The organism is Streptosporangium nanhuense (genome assembly GCF_059358815.1).
The window spans coordinates 145,054-157,708 of record NZ_JCADBG010000017.1; the positions used below are offsets into that span (position 1 = coordinate 145,054).

General features: G+C 73.4%; 9 protein-coding genes. 7 read left to right on the plus strand and 2 right to left on the minus strand.

The features are described 5' to 3' along the window. Positions 1–2 precede the first annotated feature (2 nt). The 6 genes from AC5L38_RS29570 to AC5L38_RS29595 all read left to right on the plus strand — a co-directional run bounded on the left by AC5L38_RS29570 (position 3) and on the right by AC5L38_RS29595 (position 7,961). The gene (locus tag AC5L38_RS29570; RefSeq protein ID WP_495246104.1) at positions 3–1,388 is read left to right on the plus strand and encodes an ABC transporter ATP-binding protein; all 1,386 of its coding nucleotides are present in this window, start codon (positions 3–5) and stop codon (positions 1,386–1,388) included. Next, a complete protein-coding gene (locus AC5L38_RS29575; RefSeq protein WP_495246105.1) occupies positions 1,385–2,395 on the plus strand; it encodes an ABC transporter ATP-binding protein in 1,011 nt (336 codons plus the stop codon). Before AC5L38_RS29570 ends, AC5L38_RS29575 begins: the two co-directional genes overlap by 4 nt. A gap of 71 nt (positions 2,396–2,466) precedes the next feature. Then, on the plus strand, positions 2,467–3,435 hold the full coding sequence (locus tag AC5L38_RS29580; protein WP_495246106.1) for a GNAT family N-acetyltransferase: 969 nt from the start codon (positions 2,467–2,469) through the stop codon (positions 3,433–3,435). Between the two features lie 188 nt (positions 3,436–3,623). Further along, the gene (gene murQ, locus AC5L38_RS29585) at positions 3,624–4,550 is read left to right on the plus strand and encodes an N-acetylmuramic acid 6-phosphate etherase (RefSeq protein ID WP_495246107.1); all 927 of its coding nucleotides are present in this window, start codon (positions 3,624–3,626) and stop codon (positions 4,548–4,550) included. Next, positions 4,543–5,658 (plus strand): serine hydrolase domain-containing protein, encoded by a 1,116-nt coding sequence (locus AC5L38_RS29590; RefSeq protein WP_495246108.1) that lies wholly within the window; start codon positions 4,543–4,545, stop codon positions 5,656–5,658. Before murQ ends, AC5L38_RS29590 begins: the two co-directional genes overlap by 8 nt. A 269-nt stretch (positions 5,659–5,927) precedes the next feature. After that, a complete protein-coding gene (locus AC5L38_RS29595) occupies positions 5,928–7,961 on the plus strand; it encodes a hypothetical protein (protein WP_495246109.1) in 2,034 nt (677 codons plus the stop codon). A 176-nt stretch (positions 7,962–8,137) separates the two neighbouring features. Here the strand turns inward: AC5L38_RS29595 and AC5L38_RS29600 are convergent, their stop codons facing one another. Both AC5L38_RS29600 and AC5L38_RS29605 read right to left on the minus strand, forming a co-directional pair. Then, positions 8,138–9,037: a MurR/RpiR family transcriptional regulator gene (locus AC5L38_RS29600; RefSeq protein ID WP_495246110.1), complete on the minus strand. Its 900-nt coding sequence runs from the start codon at positions 9,035–9,037 to the stop codon at positions 8,138–8,140. 27 nt (positions 9,038–9,064) lie between these two features. Further along, positions 9,065–10,570, minus strand: coding sequence for a glycoside hydrolase family 3 protein (locus AC5L38_RS29605; protein WP_495246111.1), 1,506 nt, complete (start codon positions 10,568–10,570; stop codon positions 9,065–9,067). A gap of 410 nt (positions 10,571–10,980) precedes the next feature. Between AC5L38_RS29605 and AC5L38_RS29610 the strand changes: the two genes are divergently transcribed. After that, positions 10,981–12,639, plus strand: coding sequence for a glycoside hydrolase family 10-like protein (locus AC5L38_RS29610; protein ID WP_495246112.1), 1,659 nt, complete (start codon positions 10,981–10,983; stop codon positions 12,637–12,639). Positions 12,640–12,655: the final 16 nt, after the last annotated feature.

Genomic DNA, 12,655 nt, shown 5'->3' on the forward strand with positions numbered 1-12,655 from the left:
AGATGTTCACACGTTCGGATTCGGAGAAGGCGTCCGCGACACCGGGCGAGCGGCTGTCCGCGGCCGTGCGGACCTGGGGCACCCGGGTCGCCGGGAAGCCGGGGGGCGCCGCGGGCGCCGCGAGCGCCACGGGCCCCCGCGCGGCGGCGAGGAGCGGCCCGCCGGGAGTGCGGGTCGACGACCTGTCCGTCGTCTACCGGACGTCGGCGGGGGAACTGCCCGCGGTGGCGGGAATCGATCTCGAACTGGTGCCGGGAACGATCACCGGGGTGGTCGGCGAGTCGGGGTCCGGCAAGTCCACCCTGGCGCTGTCGCTGCTCAACGCGGTCCAGCCTCCCGGCAGGATCCGCTCGGGCAGCGTGGAGATCGACGGGCTCGGCGACGTCATCGGGCTGCGGGGCGACGACCTGCGCCGGGCCCGGGGACGGCACATCGGGTACGTCTTCCAGGCCGCCCAGAACTCCCTCAACCCGCTCAAGACGGTCGGCAAGCAGCTCCTCGACCTGGGCCGCTCGCACGACATCCAGGACCTGCGGGGGCTGGTCAGGGATGCCAAGGACCTGCTCGGCAGGATGGGCATGGACGGCGCGCGCGTGCTCGACTCCCACCAGCACGAGCTGTCCGGCGGGATGCGCCAGCGGGTCGGCATCATGCTCGCCCTGGTGCTCAACGCCCACCTCGTCATCCTGGACGAGCCCACGACCGCCCTCGACATGATCACCCAGGCCACGATCCTGCGGATCATCAGGGAGGTCCACGAGGAGCGCGGGCTCACCACGCTCGTCATCACCCACGACCTCGGCGTGGTGGCCGAGGTGGCTGACCGGCTCGCCGTCATGTACGGCGGGCGCGTGGTGGAGCAGGGGCCGACCACCGAGGTGCTCGGCGCCCCCCGCCACCCCTACACCCGGGGCCTGCTCCAGGCCATCCCGCGCCTGATCGGCGACATCGGGGAGGCCAGGGCGCTGCCCGGCCGCCCGCCGACGCTTGGGACCGTCCCGTCGCGGGGATGCGTCTTCAGGGAGCGCTGCGAGCTGCGCATGGACGTCTGCGAGACCGAGGAGCCGCCCGCCGTCTCGCGCGGCGAGTGGATCGTGGCCTGCCACGCCGTCGCCGCCCGCCACGCGGACGAGGACGCGAAGGCGGGTGCGGGCGCCGGGCGTACCGGAACCGAGGCCGCGACCGTCGCGCGCGATGCGACCGGGAACGGCACAGGGAACGGCACCGGGAACGGGACCGAAGCCGGAAACGGAGTCGGGACCGGCAACGGAGCCGGGACCGGGACCGGGAACGGAGCCGGGAACGGGGCCGCGTACGAGGACCGGGGCGCGGTCTCGCGGGGAGCAGGGTGGGTCACCCGGGCACACGGACCGAGGGAGAAAGCGTGATCACTGGGCAGGGAGTCACGAAGACCTTCAAACAGCGGGGCGGTTTCCTCGCCGGGCGGGAGGTGAAGGCGCTGCGCGGCGTCGACTTCGCCATCCCGAAGGGCGGGGCGGCGTCGTTCATCGGGGAGTCGGGCTGCGGCAAGACGACGCTCGGGCGGATCATCGCCGGGCTGGAGAGCCACGACTCCGGAGAGATCACCATCGACGGCACGCCCATGTCGTCACTGCGCCCCAAGCAGCGCGAGCCCTACTTCCGCCGTATCCAGCTCATCCACCAGGACCCGTACTCGGCGCTCAACCCGACCCGCACGGTCTACCAGACGCTGGACGCGCCGCTGTCGCTGCGGGCCGCGCAGACCGGCCGCTCGCGGGCGTGGGTGGACGGGCGTGCCCAGGAACTGCTGGAACTGGTCGGTCTCGACCCCGGCTACGTGCTGTCCCGCTACCCCCACCAGCTCTCCGGCGGCATGCGCCAGCGGGTCGTCATCGCCCGTGCCCTCACCGTCGACCCCGAGATGCTCGTCGCCGACGAGGCCGTCTCCATGATCGACGTGTCGCTGCGGCTGGGCATCCTCGCCCTGCTCAAGGACCTCCGCGAGCGCCTCGGGGTGAGCGTGCTGTTCATCACCCACGACGTGGCGACCGCGCGCTACATCGGTGACGACGGCGAGCTGTACGTCATCTACCGGGGGGAGGTCGTCGAGCGCGGCCACGTCGAGACGATCATCTCCGGCCCCGTGCACCCGTACACCCAGTCGCTGCTGTCGGCCATCCCCGTGCTGCACGGCCTGGAGCGGCCCGGCGAGGAGGCGGTGACGCCGACCGGGGCGCTCGACGAGAGCCGTCTCGACGCGGGCTGCCTGTTCGCCCGGCGCTGCCCGTTCCGTACCGGCCGCTGCGAGTCCGAGCATCCGCTGCTCGGCCACGGCGGCGGCACGCCCCAGGAGCACGCCTGCTTCCACCCCGCCCCCCGCAAGGTCGTCGCCATGCCGGTCGGCCACTCGTGAGCCCGCTGGGAAACGGTCCCGGAGCCGGGCCGTGGAGCGCGGGCGAGAGGTCCGGGGACCGCGAGACGCCGATGGGGCCCGGGGTACAGTCCCCCGAGGCGCCGGGGTTCTCAGGGGTGCAGGGGGCCGCCGGAGCGCCGGGGAACCGCGAGACGTCCGGGACGCGTGGGGCGTCCGGGATCCGCGAGGCCGTCGCCGCCGACACGGCGGCGCTCGCGGGCATCGCCGAAGCCGCGCTCACCCATGACGCGGGGGAGGCCGCGAGCCTGGTCGCCAGGCTCGCCGCGCCGCCCGCGCACCGGTCCTGGACGGCGCTGGTGACGCACGACCTCGACGGGACGGCGTTCGCCTCCATGTCGGCGCGCGACCCGCACGCGGGCCACATCGACCTGCTCGCGGTGCGCCCCGAGGCCCAAGGGAGGGGGCTCGGCCGGGCGCTGGTCGCCGCGGCCGAGGACTGGCTGCGCGCCCGGGGGGCGACCGAGGCCCGTCTCGCCGGCAACCCGCCCTGCTACGCCTGGCCCGGCATCGACGTGCGCTACACCGAGGCCGCCTGCCTGGCCGAGAGCCTCGGCTACGAGCGCTACCGGGTCGCCTGGAACATGACCGCCGACCTCACCGGAGACCTCTCCGTCGACGCCGACCTCGCGCGGCTGGCGGCCTCCGGGGTCACCGTGCACGCCGCCGCCCCCGGGGACCGCGCCGCCGTGTCGGCCTTCGTCGAGGAGCACTGGAACGCTCGCTGGGCCTGGGAGGCGGAGCAGGCCACCGGCTGCCACTACGCCGTCAGGGAGGGCGAGATCCTCGGTTTCGCCGCGTGGGGCTCGCGCCCCTCCTGGTTCGGGCCGATGGGCACCGCGCCGGCCGCGCGGGGCCTGGGGGTCGGCCGCGTGCTCGTACGCCGCTGCCTGGCCGAGCAGCGGGCCGCGGGCATGTCGAGCGCCCAGATCGGCTGGGTGGGGCCGCTGCGCTTCTACGCCAGGGCGGTCGGCGCGCACGCCGAGCGGGTCTTCTGGCTCTACCGCCGTGGCCTGTCGTGAGGGCCCCGCCGGTCGCGGGGCCGCCGTGACGGCCTCCGCGCCGCCGTGGCCCGCCGGCGACGGCCCCCGCCCGCGAGGGCGGGCCGATGGGCGGGCTCCCACCGGGTAGGTGCCCGTAGCGCCCTCAGCGTCAGAAGATCATCTACTTAGCGGTAGTGAGATCAGGAAAACTAACGACATGGGACGTCATGAGTGATCAACTTGCCACACTGTCCACGCTTTCCACCGAGCAGAGCGATCCGCGCTACAGCCGGATCGACCGCCTTCCCACCGACCAGGTGGCCCGGCTGATGAACGCGGCGGACACCGCGGTGCCCGCCGCGGTGGCCGAGGCGATCCCGGAGATCTCGGCGGCGGTGGACGCGATCGTGGCCCGGATGAAGTCGGGGGGCCGCCTGTTCTACGTGGGCGCGGGGACGTCGGGCCGGCTGGCCGTGCTGGACGCCTCGGAATGCCCGCCGACCTTCGGTACCGACCCCGAGCTCGTCCAGGGTGTCATCGCGGGCGGCACCCCCGCGCTGACCCGTTCGGTCGAGGGCGCGGAGGACGACCAGGCCGGGGGAGCGGCCGCCCTCGCGGAACGGGGAGTGGGCGAGCTCGACGCGGTGGTGGGCGTCTCCGCCAGCGGGCGCGCGCCCTTCGTGCTCGGCGCGCTCGCCGAGGCGGACCGCCGGGGCGCCCTGACCGTGGCACTGTCGTGCAACGCCGCGACCCCGCTGTCGGCCGCGGCCCGGCACCCCATCGAGGTGATCGTCGGCCCGGAGGTGGTGACCGGCTCCACCAGGCTCAAGGCGGGGACCGCGCAGAAGCTGGTCCTCAACATGATCTCCACGATCACGATGGTCAAGCTGGGCCGTACCTACGGCAACACCATGATCGAGGTGTCGGCGATGAACTCCAAGCTGGCCGACCGGGCCGCCAGGATGGTCAGCGACATCACCGGGGCGGCCCTGTCCGCCGCCCGTTCCGCCCTGGAGGCCGCCGGATGGCACGTGAAGGTCGCGGTACTGATGATCGAGCACGGCCTCGACGCCGCCGGCGCCCGGATCCTGCTGGAGCGGCACGGCGACCTTGAGACGGCACTGGAGGCGGCGGGACAGGCCAGGGGTGCCTGAACCTCCGGCCGAGGCTTCCGACCCGGATCCCGGCTCGGGGGAGAGCGCCGGGCTCGCCGGGATCCTCGGGGCGGCGGTGCCGCGCGTCTGCTCGGCGGCGGTGGCCGCGATCGCCGTGGGCGGGGTCACGGTGGCCGCCGCCGCGGTGGGGGAGGCCGTACGCTACTCGTCGGCCTCGGAGGAGCTCGCCGGGGACCGGCCACCCGCCCTCCATGACTCGATCTTCGACCTCGCCTCGATCACCAAGCTCTTCACCACGGCCGTCATCCTGTCACTGGCCGAGGACGGCCTTCTCGACCTGGACGAGCCCGTCGCGGCCAGGCTGCCCGGCTGCTACGGCGGCGCCCCCGAGGTCACCCTGCGGCACCTGCTCACCCACACCGCGGGACTGCCGCCGGGACGCAGGGCCCACGAGGAGATCCCCGGCGACGGCCCGGAGATCCACGCCACGCGGATGGAGCGGATCCTCTCGACACCGCCGGTCGGCCCCGCGGGCGAGCGCTACCTCTACTCCGACGTCGGGCTGATCACGGCGGGCCGGGTGGCGGAGATCGCCGGTCGCGCCTCCCTGGACGAGCTCGCCCGAGCCCGGGTCGTCGACCCGCTGGGCCTGACCGACACCGGCTACCGCCCCGCCGCGTCCCTGCTGCCCCGGATCGTGGCCACCGAGCACAAGCCCGAACGCCCGGGGCCCGGATGCGTGCGCGGCGAGGTCCACGACGAGACCGCGCACGGCCTGGGCGGGGTCGCCGGGCACGCCGGGGTCTTCTCCACCGCCGGCGACCTCGTACGCTTCGCCGAGGCGCTGCGCACCGGGGGAGCGCCGGTCCTGGGCCCCGGCGCGGTCGCCGAGATCACCCGTGACCACGGCGTCAGGGGCGCGGACTTCCGCCACGGCCTGGGCGTGCGGATCGGCGACCCGGCGATCGTCGGCCCGCTGGCCGACGCCTACGGCCACTCCGGCTTCACCGGCACCTCGCTCGTCGTCGATCCCGGGCGGGCGCTCACCGTCGTCCTGCTGACCAACAACGTCCACCCCCTGCGCGGCCGCGCGGGCATCCGCGACCTGCGCCACGCGGTCGCCGCCGAGGCCCTGCGCCTGTCCTGAGCCGGTCCCCGCCCGGCCGCGAAAGGCTCCCGGTGATCTCGACTTCCGGTTCCGGGAGGGCGACGATGGTGACGGTCTGCCGCCCGCCGTTCGGGGACGCCGGGGCGGCGGGCACCCGTCCACCCCGGCCCCGGCGTCACCGGGCGAGGCGCGACGGCCCGGGGGCTCGCCCTCGACGGTGACAAGTCGGCACTACGGAACGTCGCCACGGACGCCGGCCCATACGGCCGGCGTCCGTAGCGGATCGTTTCCCGGAAGCGGGAGGTTCGATGCAGTCCAAGAAGAGCGGCTCCGTCAGGAAGAAGCAGAAGGTCGGGCAGCCCACCGGCGACGACGACGGGACGATGAGCGACGAGAACGGCTCCCCGAAGCCCTCGTCCTCCGAGGAGAAGAAGGACCAGGCGTCGTCCGCCCCGGCGGCCGGCGACTCCGGGGCCGGGCTGCGCAAGGACAGGCGATCGAACTCCTCGAACTCCTCGAACTCCTCGAACTCCGAGGACTCCCAGGACCCTCGAAATCCTCAGGACCCCCGGCCCCCCCAGGCCCCCGGAGACGGGTGGCCCAACCTGGACAGCGCGACCGCGGAGCAGCGGCTTCTCACCTTGCTGCGTGACGGGAACATGGCGAGGGCGCTGTTCGAGTCCATGACGTACGAGGAGTTCGCGGCCCTCCGGACCGTCAGCACGCGGGTCAGGGACGCGATGGACGGATTCCTGCGTCCGGAGAGCGCGGGACTGTCCACGCGTGCGAGGATCGCGCACTTCTTCCTCTGGTTCCACCGTGTCGGGGAGTACACGTCGCCGTTCCACGTCCTGCACCTGGTCCGGCAGTTCCCCCTCCCGCTCCACCCCGAGCTGTGGCAGGCCGTCGGGCTGGCGGTGGGCCTGCCGGACGCCGGTCCCGGCGAGATCCTGGCGCGGCTGGCGGCGCAGCGGGATCAGCTCACCCACCCCCTGCTCCTGGATGAGATCGCTGACCTCACCCAGAACGAGGAGCGGCAGGCGATCCTGCTGGCCGACTTCAGGCTGGCGGCGACCGAGGTGAACCCGCTGCTCCAGCTGGACACGGCCACGCTCTCGTTCACCATGCCGGACGAGAGCACGAGAGGGCTTCGCGCCGCCAAGGAGGAACAGATCAAGAAGGCCGTGCACAAGCGGCTCGCGGACAAGATGAAGGACATCAAGAACGGGATCATTGACGACGTCGGCGGCAGGAAGGGGTGGAGCGCGAAATACCGCAATCGCATCGCCACGGACCAGAACCTGGCGACGCAGCGGGCCCTGGACCGGCTGGCGTGGGTGCTCGCCCACCTGGACGACGCCCGCGAATGCGTCGCGGTGGCCCACACCGAGGGCGAGCTGCACATCTGGGCGAACAACCCCGACGACCGGATGGGCGAGCACCTGAAGCGGCTCGTCGAGGCCGGCCAGGCCCAGGACGAGGCGGGCATGGACGACCTCAACCGGGAGTTCGACGAGCTGTGGGACCTCCTGAGCAAATCCAGCTTCGACGACCGGTCGGGGAGCGGCGGCGACCTGCACATGGCGGAGCGGCGCCTGCTCAAGGCCGTGCGCTTCCTCACCGAACTGCAGCAGAAGTGGACCGAGCTCAAGATCCGCGCGCACGAGGAGACCTACAACCTCGACGGTGAGGGCCGCAAGGTGCACACCGAGATGCAGGCCGCCACCCAGCTCCTCCAGAACCGCGCCCGAGCCCGCGAAGGGGCGGGCCGGGACGCGCTGCACCTGCTGGACACGATCGTGATCGCCATCGGCATCTCCAAGCTGTGCTGCCTCAAGTGCTACCTGGGGATACTGGCCATGCAAGGGGAGGGTATCCGGCTCGACGTCACCGGAACCCACCTCACCACCTACGCCTGGCCGGTCTCCCCGGCCCTCGTCGCCCCGGCACTGCTCAGGGCGATCCTCGGCGTCCCCGCCAACCCGAAGACCAGGGAGGACGTCGCCCTCGCCGCCGCCATCGACGACGAGCTCCAGCGGAAGGCCCTCGTCAAGGCGATCATGAGCTTCGACCACGGCGGCGCCATGAGCGAGACCGGCTACGTGTCGAGCGAGGACGAGGAGGGACTGGAATTCAGGCACGCTCCCAGGACCGAGTCCGAGTCCGAGTCCGAGCCCGAGTCCGACGAGGAGACGTTGAAACGGGGCCGCGAGAGCGACGAGGAGGGGCCGGCGACGAAGAAGCCCCGAGGGAGCACGGCCTTCCAGGAATGGAAGCAGATACAGGGGGAGGAAGTGCCGTCCGACGACGATTCGAGCGACGACTACAACCCCGACGACTGAAGACCGAAGATCCTGCCGGACTTCGGCCGGAGGCGTCGTACACCGTCGGCCACCGGTCGTCGGCCGCGCGCCGTCAGTCGCACGCCACGGTCGTACGCCGTCAGCGGAGGGTTTCCCGAGCGCGCGGGGAAACCTCGCCGGCGGTCTCCCGGCCGGCGGGTGAGGCGGCCGGGGAGCTAGGAGGACCTGCTCCGGCGGCGGTAGTCGGTCCTGAAGCCGTCTATGGCGTCCCTGGTGGCCCTCAGCGCCGCGTCCGAGGTCTCGAAGGTGCGCTGGGCGATGCCGACGAAGATGCAGTCGACGATCAGGAGCTGGCTGATCCGGCTGGCCAGCGCCCCCGGGCGGAAGGCGGTCTCGCGGCCCGCCGAGACCAGGACGTGGTCGGCGAGCCCGGCCAGGGAGGAGCGGGGGTTGTTGGTGATGGCCACCGTGGTCGCGCCCGCCCGCCGCGCGACGCGCATCGGCGCCAGCACGTCGGGGGTCTCGCCTGTGCAGCTCACCGCCACCACGACGTCGTCGTCGCGTACCAGCGCCGCGCTGGTCAGCGCGAGGTGCGCGTCGGTGTAGGCGTGGCCGGGCAGGCCGATCCGCATCAGCTTCTGCGCCATGTCGGCCGCCACCAGCCCGGAGGCGCCGACCCCGTAGACGGCGACGTTGCGCGCCCCGGCCACCGCCTCCACCACCATGCCCAGCCGGTCGGGGTTGAGCTGTGCCGCGGTGTCGGCCAGCGCCTCCGACTCGGCCCTGGCCACCTTCGCGATCACGTCGGTCAGCGGGTCGTCGGGGCCGAGGTCACCGGGGACGAGCCGCTCGGGCTCCTCCCTTGCCACCGCCGCGGCCAGGGCGAAGCGCAGCTGGGAGTACCCGGCGAAGCCCAGGGCCCTGGCGGTGCGCACGATCGTGGCCTCGCTGGTGCCGGAGGCCGCGCTGAACTCGGTGATGGTGCTGCGGGCCACCACGCCTGGGTCGTCGAGGATGAGACGGGCGATGGACTGAGCCGCGGGGGTGAGGGAGGGAAGGACGGCCCTCACCGTGGCCACCAGGTTCACGGGGGTGGGGCCATCGAGGACGTTCATTGAGCGCCTTTCATGTCATGAAACAGCCTATTGGTCACCGGTCAACCAGCGGGCCACGGCGCGGGCCGAAGCCCGGGAGATGCCGTTCGTGGTCACGTACACGGCGCCGGAGGGTTCGCCGGGCATCCCGGTCTCGACCACCACGGCGTCGGGGCGCAGCGCGACGGCCCGCGCCAGCAGCTCGCCCACCCAGGGGTGGCGCCTGGCGTCGTGCACCACCATCACCAGCGGGCGGCCCTCGTCGCCCAGGTTGGGCAGCTCGGGCCTCTCCACGGTGACGACATGGCCGACGGTGCCCGGCAGCAGCTCGGTGAGGGCGCCGATGAGGCCGGTGAGCAGGCCCGGCTCGACCGCCTCGCTCAGCCGGGGGGCGATGTCGACGACCAGCGGCGGCCCGGAGAGCGCTGCGGGGGCGCTTGTGGCGGTCACGCGGATGGCCGCGCGGGCGGTCCGCAGGCCCAGCTCCTCGCCCTCGTGCCCCGAGCCCCGGGCGGCGCTCCCCGCGGCCCGCGCCCGTGCCGCGGCGTCCGAGGCGTACCAGCCGGACAGGGCGAGCACGCGGGAGGCGGCCTCGGCGAGCCGCTCCTCGCCGAGCCTGCCCTCCCGTACGGCGTCCACGATGGCGTCGCGCAGCTCGTGGACGTTCTCGCCGCCGGGGGCGGAGATGCCCGCGCAGATCGCGTCGGCCCCGGCCGCCAGGGCGCGGACCGCGATCTCCCCGGGCGGCAGGAGGGCCGCGACGGCGCGCATCTCGATGGCGTCGGTGACGATCATCCCGGTGAATCCCATCTCCTCGCGGAGCAGCCCGGTCGTGATCCGCCTGCTCAGCGTCGCGGGGTTCTCCGGATCGAGGGCCGGGATCAGCAGGTGCCCGCACATGACGGCCCGGACCCCGGCGGCCACCGCCGTACGGAAGGGCGGCAGGTCACGCTCGGCGAGGAGCCGGGAGGAGGCGTGCAGGGTCGGCAGGGCGTGGTGGGAGTCGGTGTGGGTGTCGCCGTGGCCGGGGAAGTGCTTGGCGCAGGCGGCCACCCCTGCCCCCTGGAGCCCGGAGATCCAGGCGGCGGTGTGCCGGGAGACCAGCTCGGGGTCGGCGCCGAAGGAGCGGACGCCGATCACCGGGTTGGCCGGGTTGGCGTTGACGTCCGCCACCGGGGCGTAGTCGAGGGTGATGTCGGCCGAGGCGAGGAGGCGGCCGATCTCCCGGGCGACCAGCCCGGTCGCCTCGACGTCGTCGCCCACGCCCAGCGCCCGGTTGCCCGGCCACGAGCTGCCCCGCGCGGCCTGCAGGCGGGTGACGGAGCCGCCCTCCTCGTCCACCGCGATCACCGCGGCGGGGTTCTCCGCGCGCAGCCGGGCGACCAGGTCGGCGGTGTGGCCGAGGCCGTCGAGGTTGCGGGCGAACAGCACGGTCCCGCCGAGGCCCTCGTCGCCGAGCGCGCGGAGCAGCCACCCGGGCGGCTCGGTGCCGTCGAAACCCGGCTGGAGGACGGTCATGGCCAACCGGGCCAGGTCGGGGCTGCGATGGGACATGCGGTCACCCTCTCGATCGAGGCAGGCGTCTTCTGACAGGTCGGCGGAGGGAGGTGTCTCAAGGCAGATTACACATCAATGACAATTTTCTTCATTATCATTGCCTTCGAAGTAGCTTTCTGTCATTCTCTCGATCGAGAACCCGTGACCTCGTGATCCTGTGAATTCACGATCTTGTGATCTTGTGAACCCGTGCCGGTCCCGCGGTCGTTCCCGCACCCGCCCTTCCCGCACCCGCCCTTCCCGCGCCCGTCCTCACGTCCGCCGTCGTGCCCGCTTCGCGTCCGTCCTCATGTTCGCCTTCGTGCCCGCCCCGGTGCCCGCCCTCGCGCGGCCCGGCGGTGCCCGGGCGGCGGCCCCAGGCCCCCGACCCCGGCTCCGGCCCCGGGCCGAACACCCCTGGAGTCCGCATGAGCTCATCCAGCCGGCGAGCCGTCCTGCGCGGCCTCGCCCTCGCCGTCGCGGCCACCGCCGTGCCCCTGTCCGTCCGGACCCCGGCCTCCGCCCACTCGGGGCCCTCGCACGCAGGCCTCTCCGGGGCCTCGCACGGGGGCCTCTCCGGGACCTTCCGCGAGAGCGCCTCCGGGATCTCCCGCGAGGGTTTCCCGGGGGTGGGGCGGGTGCCGCCGCTGCGCCAGATGCGCGGCATGTGGATCGCCTCGGTCGCCAACATCAACTGGCCGTCGAGGGCGGGGCTGAGCGCCGAGCAACAGAGGGCCGAGTACGTCGGCTGGCTCGACCTGGCGCGGGCCCGCGGCCTCAACGCGGTGTTCGTGCAGATCCGGCCCACCGCCGACGCCTTCTGGCCCTCCCCGTACGAGCCCTGGTCGCAGTATCTGACCGGCGTCCAGGGGCGCGACCCCGGCTACGACCCGCTGGCCTTCATGGTGGCGGAGACGCACCGGCGGGGCCTCGCCTTCCACGCCTGGTTCAACCCCTACCGGGTGTCGATGCAGGCCGACCCGGCCCTGCTGCACCCCGACCACCCCGGCCGCAGGCACCCCGACTGGATCGTCTCCTACGGCGGCAAGCTCTACTACAACCCCGGCATGCCCGAGGTCCGCGCGTTCGTGCAGGACGCGATGATGGACGCGGTCACCAGGTACGACATCGACGGCCTGCACTTCGACGACTACTTCTACCCGGTCAACACCACCGCCTTCGACGACAGCGAGGCCTACGCCCGCCACGGCGCGGGCTTCCCCGACCTCGCGGCCTGGCGGCGCGAGAACGTCGACCTCCTCGTACGGGAGACGCAGCGGCGGGTGCGGCGGGTCAAGCCCGAGATCGCCTGGGGCATCAGCCCCTCGGGCATCTGGCGCAACCGGGCCACCGACCCCCTGGGCTCGGAGACCGGCGGCGGCCAGTCCTACGACAACCTGCACGCCGACACGCGCGGCTGGGTCAGGAAGGGCTGGCTCGACTACGTCGCGCCGCAGCTCTACTGGTACATCGGCCAGTCCAACGCCGACTACGCCAAGCTGGTCCCCTGGTGGTCCGGCGTGGCGGCGGGCACGGGCACCCAGCTGTGGATCGGCCAGGCGGCCTACAAGGCCGGGGCGGCGGGCCAGCCCGCCGAGTGGGCCAGGCCCGACGAGCTCAGCAGGCACCTGACCCTCAACGAGGACCACCCCGAGGTCGGCGGCGACATCTGGTACAACTCCGGCGACGTCCGCGACGACCGGATCGGCTCGATCAGCGCCGTGGTGACCGGCCACTACACCCGCCCCGCGCTGACCCCGCTGCTGCCCAGGCTCGCCTCGGGCCGGGCCCCCGCCCGCCCGCTCCTCCTCCTGGCGCGCCGGGTCCGCGACGGCGTCGAGCTGCGCGTCCTGGCCACCGGCCGCGACGTCCCGTTCCAGTACGCGATCTTCCGGCTCGACCGGCCGGCCGGACCGGGGGATCTCGACGACGCCCGCCACCTGGTCGCGGTCGTCCCCGCGCGCCGCGACCTGCGCTGGACGGACCCGGCGGGCGCTGGGGGCGCCGCGGGTGCGTACTACCACGTGGTGGCCGTCGACCGGGCCGGCCGCCTGAGCCCGCCCAGTACCGGCCGCCGCGCGCGGTGACGGCCAGGGGGATGTC

Coding starts and splice junctions, on each gene's coding strand:
- AC5L38_RS29570 (WP_495246104.1), top strand. CDS start 3: ATGTTCACACGTTCGGATTCGGAGAAGGCGTCCGCGACACCGGGCGAG.
- AC5L38_RS29580 (WP_495246106.1), top strand. CDS start 2,467: ATGGGGCCCGGGGTACAGTCCCCCGAGGCGCCGGGGTTCTCAGGGGTG.
- murQ (WP_495246107.1), top strand. CDS start 3,624: ATGAGTGATCAACTTGCCACACTGTCCACGCTTTCCACCGAGCAGAGC.
- AC5L38_RS29595 (WP_495246109.1), top strand. CDS start 5,928: ATGCAGTCCAAGAAGAGCGGCTCCGTCAGGAAGAAGCAGAAGGTCGGG.
- AC5L38_RS29600 (WP_495246110.1), bottom strand. CDS start 9,037: ATGAACGTCCTCGATGGCCCCACCCCCGTGAACCTGGTGGCCACGGTG.
- AC5L38_RS29605 (WP_495246111.1), bottom strand. CDS start 10,570: ATGTCCCATCGCAGCCCCGACCTGGCCCGGTTGGCCATGACCGTCCTC.
- AC5L38_RS29610 (WP_495246112.1), top strand. CDS start 10,981: ATGAGCTCATCCAGCCGGCGAGCCGTCCTGCGCGGCCTCGCCCTCGCC.